Source organism: Isoptericola sp. Y581, assembly GCF_059445475.1.
Genome location: NZ_JCAIUK010000003.1, coordinates 260,040 through 281,038 on the forward strand (window position 1 = coordinate 260,040; position 20,999 = coordinate 281,038).

Here is a 20,999-nt window from a genome sequence, read left to right on the forward strand (position 1 = left end):
CAGGTTCTCTACCTCGGCTCGCCGGGCCAGTCCCCGCGCTCGGTCAGGACGTCGCGCAGCAGGTCGGCGCGGTCGGTGACGAGGCCGTCGACGCCGAGGTCGAGCAGGCGGCGCATCTCGTCGGGGTCGTTGATCGTCCACACGTGCACCTGACGGCCGGCGCGGTGGGCGGCGGCGACGGTGACGGCGTCGACCACGTGGAGCCGGCCCTCCGTGACGGGGACCTGCAGCGCGTCGACGTCGCGCAGGGCGCGACGGGCCAGCGCGTCCGCGCGCAGGCGCGCCCCCGCGAGGAACCCCACCACCTCGCGCTGGGCGGCCGACGACGCGACGGGGCGGGACAGGCGGGCCAGGGTGTCGCGCCGCCGCCGGACGTCGAACGACGTCACGCACACGCGGTCGTGCGCCGCGGTCCGTTCGATCGCCGCGGCCGTCGCCGCCACGCCAGAGGCCTCCTTGACGTCGATGTTGACCCGCAGGTCCGGCCACGTGCCGAGCACGTCGTCCAGCCGCGGCACGGGCTCCGTGCCGCCGATGCGGGCGCGGCGCACCACCGACCAGGGCAGGTCGGCGACGAGTCCCGAGGCGTCGGTGGTGCGGTCGAGGGACACGTCGTGCAGGGCGACCGCGACCCCGTCCGCCGTGCCGTGCGCGTCCGTCTCCACGTAGCGGAACCCCAGGTCGACGGCCGCCGCGAACGCCGCCAGCGAGTTCTCCAGGTTCTCGTGGCCGTGGGAGAAGCCGCGGTGCGCGAGGGCGACCACCCGGCGCGCTCCGAGGGGGGCGCCGTCGGGCCCGCGCGGGTCGAGGTAGGGATGCGGGGGAGCCGGCCTCATGCGGGCACCTGCCCGGCCACGCCCGGGAGGCGCTCGTCGAGCCAGCGCCGTACGCCGTCGAGGTAGGCGGTGCGCGGCCCGTCGGCGGACAGCACCAGGTCGTGCACCCCGCCGGGCACGACGAGCGCGCTCACGTCCCGCCCGACCCGGGGCGTCAGCGCGGCGATCCGCACGACGTCGAGCACGGTGTCCTGGGCGTCGAGCCGGGGGTTGGCCGGGCTGTCGGGCCCGGAGGCGTCGCTGCGCGCTACCAGCACCGGGCACGGGACCGCGAGCCCGCGCGCCAGCCGCAGCTGGGCCTGGCGGACCGCGTGGAGCCAGCCCGCCCGGACGGGCAGACCCTCCGGTCGCTTCAGAGAGGTGTCGAAGGACCACCGGCCTCCGTGCGAGCGATGCTGGTACGTGGCGTACACCGACGGGTTCGCGCTCACGACGGCCAGCGGGCGCAGCCGGCCCAGCACCTGCAGCGCCGCCGTCCTGGCGGCCTGCTGCAGCCAGGACCCGTCGAGGGAGAAGAACGGGGAGTCGAGCACGAGCAGGTCGGGCCCGTCCGTCGGGTCGTCGCGCACGGCGTGTGCCCAGAGGGTCGCGGCGAGGCCGCCCGTCGAGTGGGCGTGCACCACCAGCGGCAGCCCCGGCTCCAGCGCCCGCACCGCGCGCGCCGCCGCCGTGAGGTCGGCGCCCTGCTCGCGCAGGCTCGCCACGTAGTGCGGGGGTAGCGGGTCCGCTCCGACGTCCGGGACAGCGCCCAGGAGCGAGCGACCGGCACGGCGCAGGTCGACGGCGTAGAACGCGTCGCCGGCCGCGACGACCGCGGCGGCGAGATGGTCCTGGAAGAAGTAGTCGTTGTAGCCGTGCACGTGCAGCACCGCGCACCGGGCCGACGACGGCCGGGTACCCGAACGGACCAGCGTCGCCGGGCCGAGCGGGGCCTCCTCGAAGGGCGGGCCGAGCAGGCGGTCCGGTCGCCACTGGGCGGGCCCCGTCGTGCCCGGGAGGGAGAGGTTCCGGGAGGGGTTCGGCGTAGCGTCGTGCACAGGCGCGATCGTAGCCGCGCGGCGACGGCCGGGCGCGCCGTCGCGACCGGACACCCGCGTCCGGCAGACTGCACGCTCATGAGCGACCAACCCGCCGCGCCGGAGCCGGCGGCCACCACGGACACCACCCCCGGGACCGTGCCGGTGGTGTCGCACCGGCAGGTCAGGGCCTGGGCCCTGTGGGACTGGGCGACGCAGCCCTTCAACACGGTGATCGTCACGTTCGTCTTCACCGCGCTGTACCTGACGAGCGACGCGTTCCTCGACCCCGCCGTCGCCGCGCTCCCCGCGAACGACCCGGTCCACGAGCGGGCGCTCGCGGGCCTGACGAGCGGCCTCGGCGCGTGGATCGCGGTGGGCGGCATCCTGGTCGCGCTGCTCGCCCCGGTGCTCGGTCAGCGTGCGGACGTGGACGGGCGCCGCAAGGCGTGGCTGGGCGGCGCGACCCTCGTGCTCGTCGCCAGCATGCTCGGCCTCTTCGCCGTCCGCGCCGACCCGGCCTGGTTCGTGCTCGGGGCCGCCCTCGTCTCGCTCGGCAGCGTCGCGAGCGAGATCGCGGGCGTGAACTACAACGCGATGCTCGTGCAGGTCTCGACGCCGCGCACGATCGGCAAGGTCTCCGGCCTCGGCTGGGGGCTCGGCTACCTCGGTGGGATCGTCGCCCTCGTCCTGGTCGTCGTGGCCACCACGTACGACTGGTGGGGCATGCCCACCGACGACGGCCTCGCCTACCGGGTGATCGCCGTCGGCTGCGCGCTGTGGGCGCTCGCGTTCGCCTGGCCGCTGTTCCGCTACGTGCCCGAGGCGCCGCCCGCGGCCGACCGCCCGCGCGTGGGGTTCTTCGCCGGGTACGTCGTGCTGGTGCGCGACATCGTCGCCCTCTACCGCACGGAACGACCGACCTTCTGGTTCCTGCTCGCGAGCGCCGTCTACCGCGACGGCCTGGCCGCCGTGTTCACCTTCGGCGCCGTGATCGCCGCCGTGTCCTTCGGGTTCGATGCCCAGGCGGTCATGATCTTCGGGATCTCCGCGAACCTGCTGGCCGGCGTGAGCACCATCCTGGCGGGGCGGCTGGACGACCGGTTCGGCCCGCGGGCCGTGATCGTGTGGTCGCTCGGCGGGCTCGTCGTGTGCGGGCTCCTGGTGGTGGCGCTGCACCAGCGGGGCCCCTTGGTGTTCTGGGGGGCAGGCCTGGCACTCACCTGCTTCGTCGGCCCCGCCCAGGCCGCCTCCCGGTCGCTGCTCGCCCGCGTCGCCCCCGTCGGGCGAGAGTCGGAGATCTTCGGCCTCTACGCCACCACGGGTCGCGCCGTGTCGTTCCTCGCGCCGTCGCTCTGGACGCTGGTCATCGCGCTCACCGGCGCGACGATCTGGGGCACGCTCGGCATCGTCGCGGTGGTCCTGGCGGGCCTGATCCTCATGCTCAGGGTGACCGTCGGCGTCAGGCCTGCTCTCGCCGACGACGCGCCGACGCCCTGATCGCCTCCGCCACGGCCTCCAGGTCGGCCAGCGGTGCCAGGTGCTGCAGCTTGTCGGGGTTGATCACCCCGTCGATCCGTGCGATCTGGCCGTCCGACACCTGCAGCGCGTACGTGCCGAGCACCCCGCCGCCGAGGACATCGTCGGCGTAGGCGATCATCCCCGGCCCGCCGTTGACGATGGCGACCTCGAGCCGCGCCGGCGCGCCGCGCTTGGCGAACCCCGACAGCAGGCGTGCCACCGCCTCGCGGCCGGAGACCCTGCGCGACACCGACATCCCGGCCGGCACCTTGCCGCCGCCGTCCCCTGTGAGGGCCACGTCGTCGGCGAGCAGCGCCATCAGCGCCTCCACGTCGCCATCCTCCGTGGCGGCGATGAACCGCTCCACCAGCTCCGCCGCGTGCGGATCGGCACGGGCGTCCTTCTGGGCACGGTCAGCCGGTGCCCCCTGCCGCGCAGCGACCCGGCGCCGCGCGCGGGACGCGAGCTGGCGCGCCGCCAGCTCGGTGGTGCCGATCACCTGAGCCGACTCACGGTGCGGGTAGCCGAAGACGTCGTGCAGCAGGAACGCCGCACGCTCGGACGGCGTCAGGGTCTCGAGCAGCACGAGGAACGCCGTCGACAGGTCGTCGGCGAGCTCCGCGTGCGCGGCGGCCTCCCGTCCGGGCGAGCCCGCGGCGACCAGCTCGCCCACGAGGGGCTCCGGCACCCACTCGCCCACGTACGACTCCCGCCGTACCCGCGCCGAGCGCAGCACGTCGAGCGCGATCCGGGTCGCCACCGTGGTCGTGTACGCCTGCGCGTTCAGCACCTCCGCGCTCACCGTGCCCGTGGGAGCCACCCGGAGCATGGCCTCCTGTGCCACGTCCTCGGACTCCGTCACGCTGCCCAGCATCCGGTACGCGGCGCCGAAGGCGACCCGCCGCAGGTCGGCGAGGACTGCAGGGTCGGGGACGTCGACCGTGCCGGCGACATTTCCGGCGACCCGTCCGGCGACCTGTCCGGCGACATGTCCGGCAAGGGTGCGGCGTTGGTGGCGATCCGTGCGTGGCATGCTGCCCATCCTTCCGCGAACCGGACGATCCGGCCCTGTCCCTCCGACGAATCGGCGCGCCGCGACGTGACACCCCCCGCTTGCCAAGCGCCCGTGGCGCAGGAGCATGGGGCCCATGGGAGACGTCGAGGACTACCTGGCCACCCTGTCCGCGCCGGAGCGGGACGCGGTGGCACGCGTGTATGAGCGTGCCCACGCCCTCGTCCCGAACCTCGAGGAGGGACGCGGCTACGGCATGCCCGCCCTGCGCTACGGGGGCAGCCCGCTGCTGAGCGTGATGGTCACGCGCACGCACCTCGGCCTCTACCCGTTCAGCCCCGAGGTGATCGCGGCGCTCGCGGACGACCTGCAGGGGTTTCGGACCACGAAGGGCTCGGTCTCCTTCCAGCCCGACGCGCCCTTGCCCGACGACGTCGTGGACCGGCTCGTGCTCGCACGGCGCGACGAGATCGACGCCCGGGCGCGCTGAGCACGGCGCCACGGCGAGCGCCGGGTCATGCCGGCGGCACGTTGACGTTCGCGCGGAACAGGTTCTGGGGGTCGTAGCGCCGCTTCACGTCCCGCAGACGGTCCCAGTGGCCGTTCGGGTACGCCGCGCGGGCGGTGTCGCCCCCGCCGTCGAGGGCGAAGTTCACGTATGCGCCCTCGGCCCCGCGGAGACGGTCGGCGAGTGCGTCGACCCACGGCGCGTACCCGCGGGCCGTCGCCGCGTCCGGGCCCACGGCAGCCACGTTGCCGAGCACGCGCGCGGCGCGGTGCGCGTACGCGGTCGCGTCGGCGGGGACCTCGGCGACCGCGCCGCCGACCACGCGCAGCTGCACTGCGCGCATCATCGCGTCGGAGCTCTCGAGCTGCTCCAGCAGGTGCGCGGCGGCGGGCTCGTCCACGCCGTCGGCGAAGAAGGTGCGTCCGGTCGCCACGGCGGTCCCGCTGGGAGGCCCGCCCTCGAACAGGCTCGCGTACGCAGTCGGGTGCAGCCCGTCGAGGAGGGCGCCGCCGGCGCGGGCCGCGACCTCGCGCAGCGGCGCGAGGGCCGAGTCCGCGGCGTCCGGCGGCCCGGACCAGCACGCGTTGGCCATCACGATCATGCGCCCGTGCCACTCGGCGGGGATCATCGGCATCGGCGGCGCCGTCATGACCATCGTGATCACGGTGAGCCCGGCCGGGGCCGCGTCGGCGGCGGCGACCACGCCGGCCACGCTCTCGGGGGTGGCCGGCATCATGAGGACACCGCCCACCACCTGCGACACCTCGTGGAGCGCGAACCGGAACCGGGTCACGACGCCGAAGTTGCCGCCGCCCCCGCGCAGGGCCCAGAACAGGTCGGGGTCGTGCTCGGCGTCCGTCAGCACGACCTCGCCGTCGGCGGTGACCACCTCGGCGCCGAGCAGGCTGTCGATCGTCATGCCGTGGGAGCGGGCGAGGAGCCCGACGCCGCCACCGAGCGTGATCCCGCCGATGCCCACGCCGCCCGTGTCGCCGAACGGGGTGGCAAGCCCGTGGGCGCCCGCGGCTCTCGAGTATGCCCCGGCGGTGAGCCCGCCGCCGGCCCACGCGGTGCGGCCGTCGACGTCGAGGTCGAGGGAGTCGAGCCCGCGCAGGTCGAGGGTGAGGGCGCCGTCGGCGGAGCCGAGGCCGAAGACGGAGTGCCCGCCGGCGCGGACGGAGACCTCGGTCCCCGCGTCGCGGGCGTAACGCACGGCGCGGGCCACGGCGTCGGCGTCGGTGGGCCGGACGATCGCTGCGGGGCGATGCTCGACCCCGCCCGGCTCGATCGTGCGCGCGGCCTCGTAGCCGTCGTCGTCGGGCGCGACCACGGACGCGGCGGCCCCGAGGGTGGTGCGCAGCGACGCGGCCGCGTCCTCGGACGTCGGGGTCGTCGGGGACGAGGGGAGAGCGGGGGGTATGGAGGGTGTGGTCATCGATGCTCCTGGGACGAGTGGTGCTGGGACGGACGGTGCAAGGACAGTGCTGCCGGGCGGACGCCCGGCGGTGCGGCGGTGCGTGCTGTCATGCAGACGGCGTGGAGACGGCGTTCTCATCGACAGCCTCCCGCACCGACGACGGGACGGCGAGGGAATTCGTGACCGAGCGGGAGGTGTGACCCGTGGGCCGGATGCGGCCCGCGAGGAAGAGCCCGATGCCTGCCCACAGGGGCGGCGTCGGGCCGCGCCGGTCCGTCCAGCGCTGCGCCCGCGCGTCGAGCACGCCGGTCCCGCCGGCCGTCGGGCCGGACGTCATCCGAGCACGACCTTGCCCACGGTGCGCCGCTCCTCGAGCTCGCGGTGCGCCCGCGCCGCCTCGGCGAACGGCACGCGGTGCGTCAGCACGCGCCAGGCGCCGGCGGCGGCGAGGTCCAGCGCACGCCGCTGGTACGTGCGGACGTCGCCGAAGGCGGGGGCGCCGGGGCCGACGACGTTCAGCACCTGGATGTCGGGCACCTGGATGTCGGGCACCTGGATGTCGGGCACCTGGATGTCGGGCGACGTCGAGCGGGGGTTCGGGTGCCCGGAGGACCAGCCGTGCACCACGAGGCGGCCGCGGGAGCCGAGCAGGTCCGTCGCGGCCCCGCCGAGGTCGCCCCCGACGCCGTCGAGGACGACGGTCGCGTGTTCCGACCCGAGCCGCCGGAGGGCGGCGCGCGCGTCCGACGCCCAGTCCGGGCCGCGGTAGTCGAGGACGGCGAGCCGCTGGCCCGCGTCGGGAACGATGCCGCGGACGACGCGGACCTTGTGCGGGCCGCCCGCCAGCGCCAGCACGCGTGCGCCGGCGTCGAGCGCCGACTGCACGAACAGGGAGCCGAGCCCGCCCGCGGCCGCGGTGACCACGACCACGTCGTCGGCCCCGATCCGCGCGACCTCGAGCGTCATGAGCGCCATCCGGCCGGTGCCGATCATGGCGATGGCGTCCCCCAGGTCGAGGCCGTCGGGCAGCCGGTGCAGCGCCTGCTCGCCGACGACGGCCATCCGGGCGTAGCCGCCGCCGGCCGGGGTAGCGCCGAGGTGGGCGGCAACGCGCACGCCGACCCAGGAGCGGTCCACGCCCGGTCCCACGCCGGCGACCGTCCCCGCGACCTCACGGCCCGGGATCGCCGGGAGCGTGGGCGCCGGCAGGGGGCCGGAGGCCTCACCGCGCCGGAGCCCGGTGTCCTTGAGGTGCACGCCGTGCGCCCTGGCGGCGACGAGGACCTGGCCGGCGCCGGGAGCGGGGTCGGGGACCTGCTCGAGGGCGAGGGTCTCGGGCGGGCCGAAGGAGTGGTGGCGGATCGCATCCATGGCTCCATGCTTGGACCTGAACTACGGTTCAGGTCAATGCCCGGGACGAAAGAGGTGGTCGAGGTGCCCGAGCAGGGACCCGAGACGGTGCCGTGGGACCACGTCGAGCTCACGGTCGGGGAGGTGGCGGCCCGGAGCGGGGTGGCCGTCTCGGCCCTGCACTTCTACGAGCGGCGCGGGCTGATCGCCAGCCGGCGCACCGCGGGCAACCAGCGTCGCTACCGGCGCGACGTGCTGCGCCGGGTGGCGTTCGTGCGGGTGTCGCAGCGGGTGGGGATCCCCCTCGCGCGCATCGCGGAGGCGCTGGCGACCCTCCCCGAGGACCGTGCCCCGAACGTCCGGGACTGGGAGCGGCTCTCGCGCGCGTGGCGCACCGACCTCGATGCCCGCATCGAGCAGCTGGAGCGGCTGCGGGACGACCTCACGGACTGCATCGGGTGCGGTTGCCTCTCCCTGAGCCGATGCGTGCTCGCGAACCCGCACGACGCGCTCGGCGACGCCGGCCCCGGCCCGCGCCGGCTGCTCGTGGACGCGCCGGAGTGACCGTACCCTCGGGGCCATGACACACGTCCTCGTCCTCAACGGTCCCAACCTCGGTCGGCTCGGCGTGCGCGAGCCGGAGATCTACGGCCATGCGTCCATGGCCGATCTCGATCGGGAGGCCGCCGTCTGGGGGAGCGACCTCGGCGTGACGGTCGACGTACGCCAGACCGACGACGAGTCCGAGATCGTGGGCTGGCTGCACGAGGCGGTCGACGCCCGGTCGCACGTGGTGCTCAACCCCGCGGCGTTCACGCACTACAGCTACGCGCTGCGCGACGCCGCCGCCCAGGTCACGTCGTCGGGGCTGCTCCTGGTGGAGGTGCACCTGTCCAACCCGGCGTCGCGCGAGTCGTTCCGGCACTACTCGGTGGTCGCCGGGATCGCGACCGGCACCGTCGCAGGCTTCGGGTTCGATTCCTATCGCCTCGCGTTGTCCGCCCTCGTGCACAAGCTCCAGGGCTAGAGAGACTCCTGTCAGGGCGTCAGGGTTGAGTGTTGCTCAAGTGGTGAGCCTTGTGAGTGACGCGACAAGGACATAGCCTTTATCCATGATCGTGCTGACGGCGGACCAACGAGGCAGCACCCGCGGCCCGGACCGCGTGCCCGAGGTGCTCGCGATGATGGGGGCTCGGGCAGAGGGCGCGTCCGGCACGGTGCTCCCGTTCGACCGCACCGTCGGTGACGAGGTCCAGGGGGTGCTCGCGGCGGACGACGACGGCTCCGCCCTGGCCGTGGACCTCGTCCTCGACCTCGTGCGCGACGGCGGATGGTCCGTCGGCATCGGCCTCGGTGCGGTCGACCTCCCGCTGCCGGAGGTGTCCCGGGCCGCATCCGGGCCCGCGTTCGTGCGGGCGCGTGCGGCGGTGGAGCGTGCGAAACGGCGAGGGCGGGGGAGCGTGCCCCTCGCGGTCGCGGGCCCGGAGCACGAGCCGCACGCCACGATCGCCGCGGACGCCCAGGCCCTGCTGCACCTGCTGGGCGCCGTCGTCGCACGTCGTTCCGCCGCCGGGTGGGAGGCCGTCGATACGCTCGTCCCGCACTCGGGGACCGCGGCTCCGCAGCGTGCGGCCGCGAAGGCGCTCGGCGTGAGCGAGCAGGCGGTGAGCCAGCGGTTGCGGGCCGCCCTGTGGGCCGAGGACGCCGCGGCCCGTCCGCTCGCGGCACGGCTGCTGCGGGCCGCGGGCGCGGACGACGGGCCCGGTGCCGACGGGGCCGACGGGGCCGACGGGGCCGACGACGAGGACGACGAGTGGGAGGAGCACGACCGATGAGCTTCGCAGTGGTGGCGACGGACGTCCTGGTGTGGGTCGCCGGCCTGGCACTGAGCGTGGGCGCAGGGGCCTGGCTCGTGCCGTGGGTGCTGCGGCACGCGGAGCGCGAGTCGCAGCTCGCGGCAGAGGCGGTGGCCGTGCTCCGCGGCGGCACCTGGATCGGGCTGCTGGAGCGGCTGTGCGTGACCGGCACGCTGCTCGCGGGGTACCCGGAGGGCGTGGCGATCGTGGTAGCGGTGAAGGGCCTCGGCCGGTTCCCCGAGCTGCGGGAGCACCCGGTGGCGAGCGAACGCTTCGTCGTGGGCACGCTGGCTTCGCTCGCGTGGTCCGCCGCCCTCGGTCTGGTGGGGCACGAGCTCCTCGTCGCGCTGTAGGATGTCTCGGGCTCTCTGCGGTCCCAGAACCTCGCGGCCCAGAACGTCGACTCCCCGCCCCGACCCCGACCCCGAGGACGAACAAGAACGTGGCTACCACCAACGACATCAAGAACGGCACCGTGCTCCGTATCGACGGTCAGCTGTGGTCGATCATCGAGTTCCAGCACGTCAAGCCGGGCAAGGGTGGCGCGTTCGTCCGCACGAAGATGAAGAACGTGCTCTCGGGCAAGGTGGTCGACAAGACCTTCAACGCCGGCCTCAAGATCGAGACGGCGAACGTGGACCGCCGCGACTACCAGTACCTATACATGGACGGCGCGGACTACGTGTTCATGGACAACGACACGTACGACCAGATCATGATCCCGGCGGCCACGGTCGGCGACGCCAAGGACTACATGCTCGAGGGCATGACCATCATGGTGGCCTCCAACGACGGCACCCCGCTGTACGTCGAGCTGCCGTCGTCGGTGGTCCTCGAGATCACGTACACGGAGCCCGGCCTGCAGGGCGACCGGTCCACCGGCGGCACCAAGCCCGCCACCCTCGAGACCGGCGCGGAGATCCAGGTCCCGCTGTTCCTCGAGCAGGGCACCAAGGTCAAGGTCGACACGCGTGACGGGTCGTACCTGGGCCGAGTGAACGACTGACGGGCGTCTGCTGACATGGGCGCACGCACCAAGGCGCGCAAGCGCGCCGTCGACATCCTCTTCGAGGCGGAGCAGCGCGGGATCGACCCGCAGGTGCTCGTCGCCGACCGGGTGATCGAGCCGCACACCGAGGCGGCGGTACCGCAGTACACGGTCGACCTCGTCGAGGGCGTTGTCGCGCACAGCGAGCGCATCGACGAGCTCCTCGCCACGTACTCGCAGGGCTGGACCGTGGAGCGCATGCCCGCGGTCGACCGGGCGCTGCTGCGCATCGGCACCTGGGAGCTGCTCTACAACGACGACGTCCCCGACGCCGTCGCCGTGGACGAGGCGGTCGACCTCGCCGGCCAGCTCTCGACCGACGACTCGCCGTCGTTCGTCAACGGGCTGCTGGGCCGGCTCGTGGAGATCAAGCCGACGCTCCTGATCTGACCGACCCCGGTCTGACCGACCCCGGTCTGACCGACCCCGGTCTGACCGACCCTGACGCCGAACAGGCGGTTGGTCCCGCGATGGCGCCGCGAGGCGCCCGAATCCGGGACCAACCGCCTGTTCGGCATTCTCGGGGGTGTGACGCACGCCGCGGCCGCATCGTGGGCGGTGCCCCGGCTCGACGCGGCCGACGGGTTAGGCTGGGCGCCGACATCGACAGAAGTCGACACCCTTTAAGCCCGTCCCGTGAGGCGGAGAAGGAGGTCGCCAGTGGATGCTGGCACCGGTATGCCCGGAACCCCCGAACAGCCGACCGTCCCCGAAGGGACCGTCGTGCTCGGCGCGAGCGACGTCGCCCGCGCCCTGACCCGGATCGCGCACGAGATCGTGGAGCGCGCCAAGGGAGCCCAGGACGTGGTCCTGCTGGGCATCCCCACCCGCGGGGTCACCCTCGCTACGCGGCTCGGCCAGCGACTCGCGAGCATCGACCCGGCGTTCGACCCCGAGCGGGACCTCGGCGAGCTCGACGTCACCATGTACCGCGACGACCTGCGTCGTCAGCCCACCCGCGCCGTCGGCGTCACGCGCCTGCCCGCCGCGGGGATCGAGGGCAAGACGGTCGTGCTCGTCGACGACGTCCTGTTCTCCGGCCGCACCATCCGCGCGGCCCTCGACGCGATCGGCGACCTCGGCCGGCCGAAGGCGGTGCGCCTGGCCTGCCTGGTGGACCGCGGGCACCGGGAGCTGCCGATCCGTCCCGACTTCGTGGGCAAGAACCTCCCCACCGCGCAGTCCGAGCGCGTGGGCGTGCTGCTGGCCGAGGTCGACGGCACTGATGCCGTGGTGATCAGCGGGCGCGAGCCCGGCGCCGGCGTCCCGACCACCCCGGGGGGCGACCGATGAGGCACCTGCTCTCCACCGCCGACCTCGGCAAGGACGAGGCGATCGAGCTGCTGGACACCGCCGCCCAGATGGCGGTGACGCAGTCCCGCGAGATCAAGAAGCTCCCGACGCTGCGGGGGCGCACGGTGGTGAACCTCTTCTTCGAGGACTCCACCCGCACCCGCATCTCCTTCGAGACGGCCGCCAAGCGCCTGTCCGCCGACGTCATCAACTTCTCGGCGAAGGGCTCCAGCGTCTCCAAGGGCGAGTCGCTCAAGGACACGGCGCTGACCCTGCACGCGATGGGGGCGGACGCCGTGGTGGTGCGCCACTGGGCGTCGGGCGCCCCGTACCAGCTCGCGCACGCGGGCTGGCTCGACGCCGCCGTGCTGAACGCCGGCGACGGTACCCACATGCACCCCACGCAAGCGCTGCTGGACGCGTACACGATCCGCCGGCATCTGGCGGGCAGAGGTGGCGGGCTGCGCCGCGGTGGCGGCGACAGCGTCGGCGCCGACCTCGCCGACCTCAAGGTCGCGATCGTCGGGGACGTGCTGCACTCGCGGGTCGCGCGGGCGAACGTGCGCCTGCTGCACACGCTCGGGGCGCAGGTCACGCTCGTCGCGCCGCCCACGCTGCTGCCCGTCGGGGTCGAGGCCTGGCCCTGCCGAACGTCGTACGACCTGGACGCGACGCTCGCCGACTGGCAGCCGGACGCCGTGATGACGCTGCGGGTGCAGCGGGAGCGGATGTCCGGCGGCGCGGGCTCGTTCTTCCCCAGCACGCTGGAGTACACGCGCTACTTCGGGCTCGACGCCCGGCGCCTCGCCATGCTGCCTGCGCACTCGATCGTCATGCACCCCGGCCCGATGAACCGCGGCCTCGAGATCTCCGCCGAGGCGGCGGACTCCGACCGGGCGGTGATCGTCGAGCAGGTCGCCAACGGCGTCGCCGTGCGCATGGCCGCGCTCTACCTGCTGCTGTCCGGCACCACCGAAGGGACCACTCTGTGACCACCACCTACGTGCTGCGCGGGGCGCGTCCCCTCGGCGGCGACCCGGCGGACGTCGTCCTCGCGGACGGCGTCGTGCGCGAGATCCGGGGAGTCGGCGAGACGACCCTTCCCGACGACGGGGCAGACGTGGTCGTGCTCGACGCCGCGGGCCAGGTGTTGCTGCCCGGGCTGGTCGACCTGCACACCCACCTGCGCGAGCCGGGCCGCGAGGATGCCGAGACCGTGGCGTCCGGTACCCGCGCCGCGGCCGTCGGGGGCTTCACCGCGGTGCACGCCATGGCCAACACGTCGCCGGTCGCGGACACCGCGGGCGTCGTCGAGCAGGTGTGGCGCCTGGGCCACGAGGCGGGCTGGGTGGATGTGCACCCCGTCGGCGCCGTGACCGTCGGCCTGGGCGGCGAGCGCCTCGCGGAGCTCGGCGCGATGGCCCACTCCGCCGCCCGCGTCCGGGTCTTCTCCGACGACGGCAAATGCGTGCACGACCCGATCCTCATGCGCCGCGCGCTGGAGTACGTCAAGGCGTTCGACGGCGTCGTCGCGCAGCACGCCCAGGAGCCGCGGCTGACCGAGGGCGCGCAGATGAACGAGGGCGTCGTCTCCGCCGAGATCGGCCTGGCAGGCTGGCCCGCCGTCGCGGAGGAGGCGATCATCGCCCGCGACGTGCTGCTCGCCGGGCACGTCGGCTCGCGCCTGCACGTGTGCCACCTGTCCACGGCGGGCTCGGTCGAGATCGTGCGCTGGGCCAAGGGGCGCGGCATCGACGTCACCGCGGAGGTGACCCCGCACCACCTGATCCTCACCGACGAGCTGGCGCGCACCTACGACGCGGCGTACAAGGTGAACCCGCCGCTGCGCACGGCCGCCGACGTCGAGGCGGTGCGCGCGGGCCTGGCCGACGGCACGATCGACATCGTCGCCACCGATCACGCCCCGCACACCCGGGAGGACAAGGACTGCGAGTGGGGCGCGGCCGCGTTCGGCATGACGGGCCTGGAGACCGCGCTCAGCGTGGTGCAGGCCACGATGGTCGACACGGGCCGCCTCACCTGGGCCGACGTCGCAAGGGTGCTGTCGACGAACCCGGCCCGCATCGGCCGCGTCGACTCCGGGCCGACGGCGCAGGGCCGGCCGATCGCCGTCGGCGAGCCGGCCAACCTCACGCTGGTGGACCCGGCCGCGACCCGCACCGTCGACGGCGCCGCCCAGGCCACCTCGAGCGGCAACACGCCGTTCGCGGGCCGCGAGCTGCCGGGCCGCGTCGTGGCGACGTTCCTGCGCGGGCGCGCCACCGTGCTCGACGGCGCGCCGGTGGTCTCGACCCTTCGACAGGCTCAGGACGGCGCACGCTCGACCGGCGTCCGGGGAGGCGCGCGATGAACCTGCCGATGCCCGTCGCGGTCGGGATCTGGGTCGTCCTCGGCGTGGCGCTGCTGCTGGTCGTCCTCGGCGGACGACGCCGGCTCGCCGCCCGCACCCGGCACACGGTCCCCGTGCCGCCCACCGTCCCCGAGGACCTCGGCGCGCTGCGCCTCGGCCCCCTGGAGGCGACGTACGTCTCCTCGACCCTCGCGGGGGACTGGCTCGCCCGCGTCGGCGCGCACGGCCTCGGCGACCGCTCCACCGCGCGCGTCTCCGTGCACGACGCGGGCGTGCTGGTCGAGCGCGACGGCGCCCCGGACGTCTTCGCGCCCGTCGCCGCCCTGCGCGGCGTCGGCCTGGCCCCGGGCATGGCCGGCAAGTACGTCGGCGCCGACGGCCTGGTCGTCGTGACCTGGGAGGACCCGGCAACGGGCGACGTGCCCGCCGCCGACCTCGCCACCGGGCTGCGCACCCGGTTCGCGCCCGACCGCTCCCGGCTCGTGGACGCCGTGCGCCACCTCATGACCTCCGCTCCCGCACCGAAGGACGAGCAGTGACCAACCGCCCCCTCACCAGCCCCGCTCCCTCGCCGCGCCCGCACGCCGCGCCCGCGGCCCACGTCACCGATGCGGCACTTCTCGTCCTCGAGGACGGCACGGTCGCCCGCGGCCGCGCGTACGGCGCCCGCGGCGTCACCTTCGGCGAGATCGTCTTCTCCACCGGTATGACCGGCTACCAGGAGACGCTGACCGACCCGTCGTACCACCGGCAGATCGTCGTGATGACCGCCCCGCACGTCGGGAACACGGGCGTCAACGACGAGGACCGGGAGTCCGGCAAGGTCTGGGTGTCCGGCTACGTGCTGCGCGACCCGGCCCGCCGGGTGTCCTCCTGGCGCGCGGACCGCTCGCTCGAGGACGAGCTCGCCGCCCAGGGCGTGGTCGGCATCAGCGAGGTCGACACCCGCGCCCTGACGCGCCACCTGCGCGAGCTCGGTGTCATGCGCGCCGGGATCTTCTCCGGGGACGCGCTGGTGGCGGGCGGGCTCGAGCGCCCGCTGCCCGAGCTCGTCGCCGAGGTGCAGGCCTCCCCGGCCATGGCCGGGGCGAACCTCTCGCCCGAGGTCACGACCACCGAGCCGTACGTCGTCGAGCCGGCCGGCGAGTTCGCCGGGCGGGAGCCCGTCGCGACCGTCGTCGCCGTCGACCTCGGCATCAAGGCCATGACCCCGGCGCGCCTCGCCGAGCGCGGCGTGCGGGTGCACGTGGTGCCCCAGTCCGCGTCGGTCGAGGACGTCGAGGCCCTGCTGCCCGCCGACGGCTCGCCCGCCGGGGTGTTCTTCTCCAACGGCCCCGGGGACCCGTCTTCGGCCACGCACGAGATCGAGCTGCTGCGGGGCGTGCTGGACCGCGGGATCCCGTTCTTCGGCATCTGCTTCGGCAACCAGCTGTTCGGCCGGGCACTCGGCTACGGCACCTACAAGCTCGGCTACGGCCACCGCGGCATCAACCAGCCGGTGATGGACCGCACCACGAGCAAGGTCGAGGTCACGGCGCACAACCACGGGTTCGCCGTCGACGCCCCCACCGACGCGGTGAGCACCGCGCCGTACGACGACGAGCGCTCCGACGGGCGCCGCTACGGCCGCGTGATCGTCTCGCACGTCGGCCTCAACGACCAGGTGGTCGAGGGCCTGACGGCGCTCGACGTGCCCGCCTTCTCCGTGCAGTACCACCCCGAGGCTGCCGCCGGCCCGCACGACAGCGCCTACCTGTTCGACCGCTTCGTCGAGCTCATGACCACCCGCGAGCCCGTCACCGTGCCGGAGTCCGCGCTGGCCGCCCTGAAGGAGAACTGATGCCCCGCCGTTCCGACCTCTCCTCCGTCCTGGTCATCGGCTCCGGCCCGATCGTCATCGGCCAGGCCTGCGAGTTCGACTACTCCGGCACGCAGGCCTGCCGCGTGCTCAAGGAGGAGGGCCTGCGCGTCGTCCTGGTGAACTCCAACCCGGCGACGATCATGACCGACCCGGAGTTCGCCGACGCCACCTACGTCGAGCCGATCACCACCGAGGTGCTCACCACGATCATCGCCAAGGAGCGCCCCGACGCGCTGCTGCCCACCCTGGGCGGGCAGACGGCGCTCAACGCCGCCATCGCCCTGGACGAGGCCGGCGTGCTCGCGAAGTACGACGTCGAGCTCATCGGCGCCAACATCCCCGCCATCCAGAAGGGCGAGGACCGCCAGCAGTTCAAGGACGTCGTGGCCAAGTGCGGCGGGGAGTCCGCCCGCTCCGTCGTCGTGCACGCCGTCGAGGAGGCCGTCGCGGCGGCCGCCGACCTCGGCTACCCGATGGTCGTGCGCCCGTCGTTCACCATGGGCGGCCTCGGCTCCGGCATCGCCTACGACGAGGCGGGCCTGCGCCGCATCGTCGGGCAGGGCCTGCACTACTCGCCCACCACCGAGGTGCTCCTGGAGGAGTCCATCCTCGGCTGGAAGGAGTACGAGCTCGAGCTGATGCGCGACAAGGACGACAACGTCGTGGTCGTGTGCTCGATCGAGAACGTCGACCCCGTGGGCGTGCACACCGGCGACTCGGTGACCGTCGCCCCGGCGATGACCCTCACCGACCGCGAGTACCAGCGGCTGCGCGACATCGGCATCGCCGTCATCCGCGAGGTGGGCGTCGACACCGGCGGCTGCAACATCCAGTTCGCCGTCGACCCGGAGACCGGGCGCATCATCGTCATCGAGATGAACCCGCGCGTCTCGCGCTCCTCCGCGCTGGCGTCGAAGGCAACCGGCTTCCCGATCGCGAAGATCGCGGCCAAGCTCGCCGTCGGCTACACGCTCGACGAGATCCCGAACGACATCACGCGCGTCACGCCGGCCAGCTTCGAGCCGACGCTCGACTACGTCGTGGTCAAGGTGCCCCGGTTCGCGTTCGAGAAGTTCCCGGCCGCCGACCCGACGCTCACCACCACCATGAAGTCCGTGGGCGAGGCGATGGCACTGGGCCGCAACTTCACCGAGGCGCTCGGCAAGGCGCTGCGGTCGATCGACAAGGGCGGCGTCGCCTTCCACTGGGACGGGGAGGCGCCCTCGGGCGCGGCCCTGGACCAGCTGCTCGCCGAGATCGAGCGGCCCACCGAGCACCGCATGGTCGGGGTGCAGCAGGCGCTGCGCGCCGTCGCCGCGGGCCGCACCACGCTCGAGGCCGTCTTCGACGCCACCAAGATCGACCCGTGGTTCCTCGACCAGATCCTGCTGATGAACGAGGTCGCCGCCGAGGTCGCCGCCTCGCCGACGCTCACCGAGGACGTGCTGCGCCGCGCCAAGCGCCACGGCCTGTCGGACGTGCAGGTCGCGCGCCTGCGGGGCATGGGCCGGGGCGGGGAGTCCACGGTCCGCGAGGTGCGCCACGCCCTCGGCGTGCGCCCGGTCTACAAGACGGTCGACACCTGCGCGGCCGAGTTCGCGGCCCGCACGCCCTACCACTACTCGTCGTACGACGACGAGACCGAGGTCGCGCCGCGCGAGCGCGAGGCCGTCATCATCCTCGGCTCCGGGCCCAACCGCATCGGCCAGGGGATCGAGTTCGACTACTCCTGCGTGCACGCGGCGCTGACCCTCTCCGAGCGCTACGAGACCATCATGGTCAACTGCAACCCGGAGACGGTCTCGACCGACTACGACACCTCCGACCGCCTGTACTTCGAGCCGCTGACCTTCGAGGACGTCCTCGAGGTCTACGCCGCGGAGCTCGCGGCCGGGCCGATCAAGGGCGTCATCGTGCAGCTCGGCGGCCAGACTCCGCTCGCGCTCGCGCAGCGCCTCGCCGACGCGGGCGTGCCGATCCTCGGCACCTCCCCGGAGGCCATCGACGCCGCGGAGGACCGCGGCATCTTCGGTCAGGTCCTGCTCGACGCCGGCCTGCCCGCGCCCGCCTTCGGCACGGCCCGCTCCCTCGGCCAGGCCCGCGATGTCGCCGAGACGATCGGCTACCCCGTCCTGGTACGGCCGTCCTACGTGCTCGGCGGCCGCGGCATGGAGATCGTGTACTCCGTCGAGCAGCTCACCGAGTACGTCGAGCGGGCGCTCGACGAGAGCGCAGCCGCCGCCGCAGGCGCGGGACAGCTGCTGCCCGCGCCGCTGCTCATCGACCGGTTCCTCGACGACGCGATGGAGATCGACGTCGACGCCCTGTACGACGGCACCGAGCTGTTCCTCGGTGGCGTCATGGAGCACATCGAGGAGGCCGGCATCCACTCCGGTGACTCGGCGTGCGTCCTGCCGCCCGTGTCGCTGTCCGAGGCCGAGATCGAGCGCATCCGCCGGTCCACCGAGGCGATCGCCGAGGGTGTGGGGGTGCGCGGCCTGCTCAACGTGCAGTACGCGCTCGTCTCCGACGTCCTCTACGTCCTCGAGGCCAACCCGCGCGCGTCCCGCACGGTGCCGTTCGTCTCCAAGGCGACGGGTACCTCGCTCGCGAAGGCCGCCGCCCGCGTCATGGTGGGGGAGTCGATCGCGGACCTGCGCGCCGCGGGCGTCCTGCCCGCCGAGGGTGACGGCGGCACGCTCGACCTGGGCGCGCCGCTGGCCGTGAAGGAGGCCGTGCTGCCGTTCAAGCGGTTCCGCACCGCCGAGGGGCAGGTCGTCGACACGGTGCTCGGCCCGGAGATGCGCTCCACGGGCGAGGTCATGGGCTTCGACAAGGACTTCCCGCACGCGTTCGCGAAGTCGCAGGCCGCCGCGTTCGGTGGGCTGCCCACCGCGGGCCGGGTGTTCGTGTCGGTGGCCGACCGCGACAAGCGCTCCATCGTGTTCCCGGTCAAGCGCCTCGCGGAGCTCGGCTTCGAGGTGCTCGCGACGTCCGGCACCGCGCAGGTGCTGCGCCGCAACGGCATCGGCAGCACCGTGGTGCGCAAGTTCTCGCAGGGGCGGGGCGCCGACGGCGAGCCCACGATCGTCGACCTCATCACCGACGGCGCGGTGGACCTGGTGGTCAACTCCCCGTCGGGCCAGGGCGCGCGCGCCGACGGCTACGAGATCCGGGCGGCCACGACCGCGGCGGACAAGCCGATGATCACCACGGTCGACCAGCTCGCCGCGGCGGTGCAGGGCATCGAGGCGGTGCGCGGGGGACCGTTCGACGTCGCGAGCCTGCAGGAGCACATGGCTGCGACGCGGGCCCGGCTCGCGGGCGAGGACGTGCCAGGTGCAGGTGCCGGTGTCACGGCGGGGGCGGGCGCGTGAGCGCTGGGCCGGGCTCCGCCGGACCGGCGACGCGTCCCGTGCCGTTCGGCGCACGCCTGGCGGCGGCGATGGACGCCCACGGCCCGCTGTGCGTGGGCATCGACCCGCACGCGTCGCTGCTGGACGCGTGGGGGCTGTCCGACGACGCCGCCGGCGTGCGCGAGTTCGGCCTCCGCGTGGTGGACGCGCTCGGCGGCCGCGTGGCGGCGTTCAAGCCGCAGGCCGCGTTCTTCGAGCGGCACGGCTCGGCGGGTGTCGCGGCGCTGGAGGACGTGATCGCCGCCTCGCGCGCGGTGGGCACGCTGACGGTGGTGGACGCCAAGCGCGGCGACATCGGCTCGACCATGGGCGCGTACGCCGACGCCTTCCTCTCCGACGGCTCTCCGCTCGCGGGCGACTCCGTGACGGTCTCGCCGTACCTCGGCTTCGGCTCGCTCGCCCCCGCGGCCGAGCTCGCCGCCCGCACCGGGCGGGGCATCTTCGTGCTGTGCCTCACGTCCAACAAGGAGGGCCACGAGGTACAGCACGCCGTCGGGCCCGACGGCGTGAGCGTGGCGGCCTCGGTGGCCGCGCAGGCGGCGGTGCTCAACGCGGGCGCCGTGTCCGAGGGGCTGCCGATGGGCTCGGTCGGCCTGGTGGTGGGCGCCACGGTGGGCGACGCCGCGCGGGAGACCGGCACGAACCTCACGGCGGTCCACGGCCCGCTGCTCGCCCCGGGCGTGGGCGCGCAGGGGGCGGGCAAGCGAGAGCTCGCGACCGCCTTCGGCGCCGCACGGCGTCAGGTGCTCGCGTCGTCCTCCCGGGGCGTCCTCGCCGCGGGGCCGGACGCCGGGGCGCTGCGCGCCGCCGCGGCGGCCGCCGTCGCGGACGCCCGCGCGGCGCTGCGTAGCTGAGGATCCGCGCGCGAGCCCGCCCGTCGGAGGGGTCGTCCGGCGCCGTCGGGCGGGAGGAGACGGAAGTCACCGGGCGCCACCTGCGAGGATGTCATGACCTGAATGCCGCATTCCTCCCGGTCGGAATCCGGATAAGATTGCGGCCGGGGGGCCTAGCGATTGCCGCCCTCGCAGGTCGTGGCTACTTTCGAGTGAGCAGTTCCCCATTTCAAGCGGCTCGACAGAGTAGGTGACTTGCGTGGCACTCCCCCCTCTCACCCCGGAACAGCGTGCAGCGGCCCTTGAAAAGGCTGCCGAGGCAAGACGTGTGCGTGCGGAGATCAAGAACCGTCTCAAGTACTCCCAGGGCTCTCTCAAGGATGTGATCGAGCGAGGGAAGAAGGACGACGTCGTGGGCAAGCTCAAGGTCGTCTCGCTGCTGGAGTCGCTCCCCGGTGTCGGTAAGGTGAAGGCCAGGGCGATCATGGAGGAGATCGGGATCGCCGAGACACGCCGGATCCGTGGCCTCGGGCCGCACCAGGCTTCGGCGCTCATCGAGAGGTTTGGCTGACATTTCCGCACCGCCCGCCGGCAGTCCGGCACAGCACGACGTTCCCGGTCCTGCCACCGCGGACGGGGGTACGGCGCCGCAGGCCTGTCT

Annotated in this window: 22 protein-coding genes; 16 read left to right on the plus strand and 6 right to left on the minus strand. The window is 73.9% G+C overall.

What is annotated here, in order from left to right; genetic code table 11:
- Positions 1-8: 8 nt before the first annotated feature.
- Both AC1C2W_RS07360 and AC1C2W_RS07365 read right to left on the minus strand, forming a co-directional pair.
- Positions 9-836 carry a glycerophosphodiester phosphodiesterase family protein gene (locus AC1C2W_RS07360; protein ID WP_495389376.1) on the minus strand — a complete coding sequence of 276 codons (828 nt, stop codon included), beginning with the start codon at positions 834-836 and terminating at the stop codon, positions 9-11.
- Positions 833-1,873: an alpha/beta hydrolase gene (locus tag AC1C2W_RS07365; RefSeq protein ID WP_495412755.1), complete on the minus strand. Its 1,041-nt coding sequence runs from the start codon at positions 1,871-1,873 to the stop codon at positions 833-835. The genes AC1C2W_RS07360 and AC1C2W_RS07365 overlap by 4 nt, the downstream gene beginning before the upstream one ends.
- 78 nt (positions 1,874-1,951) lie before the next feature.
- Between AC1C2W_RS07365 and AC1C2W_RS07370 the strand changes: the two genes are divergently transcribed.
- Positions 1,952-3,352, plus strand: a complete 1,401-nt coding sequence (locus AC1C2W_RS07370) for an MFS transporter (protein WP_495412756.1) — start codon at positions 1,952-1,954, stop codon at positions 3,350-3,352.
- Here AC1C2W_RS07370 and sigJ read toward each other — a convergent pair.
- The gene (sigJ, locus tag AC1C2W_RS07375; RefSeq protein ID WP_495412757.1) at positions 3,315-4,406 is read right to left on the minus strand and encodes an RNA polymerase sigma factor SigJ; all 1,092 of its coding nucleotides are present in this window, start codon (positions 4,404-4,406) and stop codon (positions 3,315-3,317) included. The genes AC1C2W_RS07370 and sigJ overlap by 38 nt on opposite strands.
- Positions 4,407-4,521: 115 nt before the next feature.
- Between sigJ and AC1C2W_RS07380 the strand changes: the two genes are divergently transcribed.
- Positions 4,522-4,875, plus strand: coding sequence for an iron chaperone (locus tag AC1C2W_RS07380; RefSeq protein ID WP_495389372.1), 354 nt, complete (start codon positions 4,522-4,524; stop codon positions 4,873-4,875).
- Between the two features lie 25 nt (positions 4,876-4,900).
- On the opposite strand, the gene AC1C2W_RS07385 is transcribed toward AC1C2W_RS07380, so the two are convergent.
- From AC1C2W_RS07385 to AC1C2W_RS07395, 3 genes are all read right to left on the minus strand, one after another.
- Complete coding sequence (locus AC1C2W_RS07385) at positions 4,901-6,328, minus strand: FAD-binding oxidoreductase (RefSeq protein ID WP_495412758.1); 1,428 nt, start codon at positions 6,326-6,328, stop codon at positions 4,901-4,903.
- A gap of 88 nt (positions 6,329-6,416) precedes the next feature.
- On the minus strand, positions 6,417-6,647 hold the full coding sequence (locus tag AC1C2W_RS07390) for a hypothetical protein (protein WP_495389370.1): 231 nt from the start codon (positions 6,645-6,647) through the stop codon (positions 6,417-6,419).
- Entirely contained in the window at positions 6,644-7,681 is a 1,038-nt protein-coding gene (locus AC1C2W_RS07395; protein ID WP_495412759.1) for a zinc-binding dehydrogenase, read from the minus strand. Before AC1C2W_RS07395 ends, AC1C2W_RS07390 begins: the two co-directional genes overlap by 4 nt.
- Positions 7,682-7,717: 36 nt before the next feature.
- Between AC1C2W_RS07395 and soxR the strand changes: the two genes are divergently transcribed.
- The 14 genes from soxR (at position 7,718) to mihF (ending at position 20,909) form a co-directional block, all read left to right on the plus strand.
- A complete protein-coding gene (gene soxR, locus AC1C2W_RS07400; protein ID WP_495389368.1) occupies positions 7,718-8,224 on the plus strand; it encodes a redox-sensitive transcriptional activator SoxR in 507 nt (168 codons plus the stop codon).
- Positions 8,225-8,240: 16 nt separating this feature from the next.
- Positions 8,241-8,687: a type II 3-dehydroquinate dehydratase gene (locus AC1C2W_RS07405; RefSeq protein WP_495412760.1), complete on the plus strand. Its 447-nt coding sequence runs from the start codon at positions 8,241-8,243 to the stop codon at positions 8,685-8,687.
- Between the two features lie 85 nt (positions 8,688-8,772).
- Positions 8,773-9,495: a hypothetical protein gene (locus AC1C2W_RS07410; protein ID WP_495412761.1), complete on the plus strand. Its 723-nt coding sequence runs from the start codon at positions 8,773-8,775 to the stop codon at positions 9,493-9,495.
- Positions 9,492-9,869, plus strand: coding sequence for a hypothetical protein (locus AC1C2W_RS07415; protein WP_495389365.1), 378 nt, complete (start codon positions 9,492-9,494; stop codon positions 9,867-9,869). The genes AC1C2W_RS07410 and AC1C2W_RS07415 overlap by 4 nt, the downstream gene beginning before the upstream one ends.
- Before the next feature lie 89 nt (positions 9,870-9,958).
- On the plus strand, positions 9,959-10,522 hold the full coding sequence (efp, locus tag AC1C2W_RS07420; RefSeq protein ID WP_495389364.1) for an elongation factor P: 564 nt from the start codon (positions 9,959-9,961) through the stop codon (positions 10,520-10,522).
- A 15-nt stretch (positions 10,523-10,537) separates the two neighbouring features.
- On the plus strand, positions 10,538-10,954 hold the full coding sequence (gene nusB, locus AC1C2W_RS07425) for a transcription antitermination factor NusB (RefSeq protein WP_495389363.1): 417 nt from the start codon (positions 10,538-10,540) through the stop codon (positions 10,952-10,954).
- Between the two features lie 288 nt (positions 10,955-11,242).
- Positions 11,243-11,857: a bifunctional pyr operon transcriptional regulator/uracil phosphoribosyltransferase PyrR gene (gene pyrR / locus AC1C2W_RS07430; protein ID WP_495389362.1), complete on the plus strand. Its 615-nt coding sequence runs from the start codon at positions 11,243-11,245 to the stop codon at positions 11,855-11,857.
- Entirely contained in the window at positions 11,854-12,849 is a 996-nt protein-coding gene (locus AC1C2W_RS07435; protein ID WP_495389361.1) for an aspartate carbamoyltransferase catalytic subunit, read from the plus strand. Before pyrR ends, AC1C2W_RS07435 begins: the two co-directional genes overlap by 4 nt.
- On the plus strand, positions 12,846-14,228 hold the full coding sequence (locus tag AC1C2W_RS07440; RefSeq protein WP_495412762.1) for a dihydroorotase: 1,383 nt from the start codon (positions 12,846-12,848) through the stop codon (positions 14,226-14,228). Before AC1C2W_RS07435 ends, AC1C2W_RS07440 begins: the two co-directional genes overlap by 4 nt.
- Positions 14,225-14,767 carry a PH-like domain-containing protein gene (locus AC1C2W_RS07445; protein ID WP_495412763.1) on the plus strand — a complete coding sequence of 181 codons (543 nt, stop codon included), beginning with the start codon at positions 14,225-14,227 and terminating at the stop codon, positions 14,765-14,767. The genes AC1C2W_RS07440 and AC1C2W_RS07445 overlap by 4 nt, the downstream gene beginning before the upstream one ends.
- Complete coding sequence (gene carA / locus AC1C2W_RS07450) at positions 14,764-16,068, plus strand: glutamine-hydrolyzing carbamoyl-phosphate synthase small subunit (RefSeq protein ID WP_495412764.1); 1,305 nt, start codon at positions 14,764-14,766, stop codon at positions 16,066-16,068. Before AC1C2W_RS07445 ends, carA begins: the two co-directional genes overlap by 4 nt.
- Positions 16,068-19,466, plus strand: a complete 3,399-nt coding sequence (gene carB / locus AC1C2W_RS07455; RefSeq protein ID WP_495412765.1) for a carbamoyl-phosphate synthase large subunit — start codon at positions 16,068-16,070, stop codon at positions 19,464-19,466. Before carA ends, carB begins: the two co-directional genes overlap by 1 nt.
- Complete coding sequence (gene pyrF / locus AC1C2W_RS07460; protein ID WP_495389356.1) at positions 19,463-20,359, plus strand: orotidine-5'-phosphate decarboxylase; 897 nt, start codon at positions 19,463-19,465, stop codon at positions 20,357-20,359. The genes carB and pyrF overlap by 4 nt, the downstream gene beginning before the upstream one ends.
- Positions 20,360-20,597: 238 nt before the next feature.
- Positions 20,598-20,909: an integration host factor, actinobacterial type gene (mihF, locus tag AC1C2W_RS07465; protein ID WP_495389355.1), complete on the plus strand. Its 312-nt coding sequence runs from the start codon at positions 20,598-20,600 to the stop codon at positions 20,907-20,909.
- Positions 20,910-20,999: the final 90 nt, after the last annotated feature.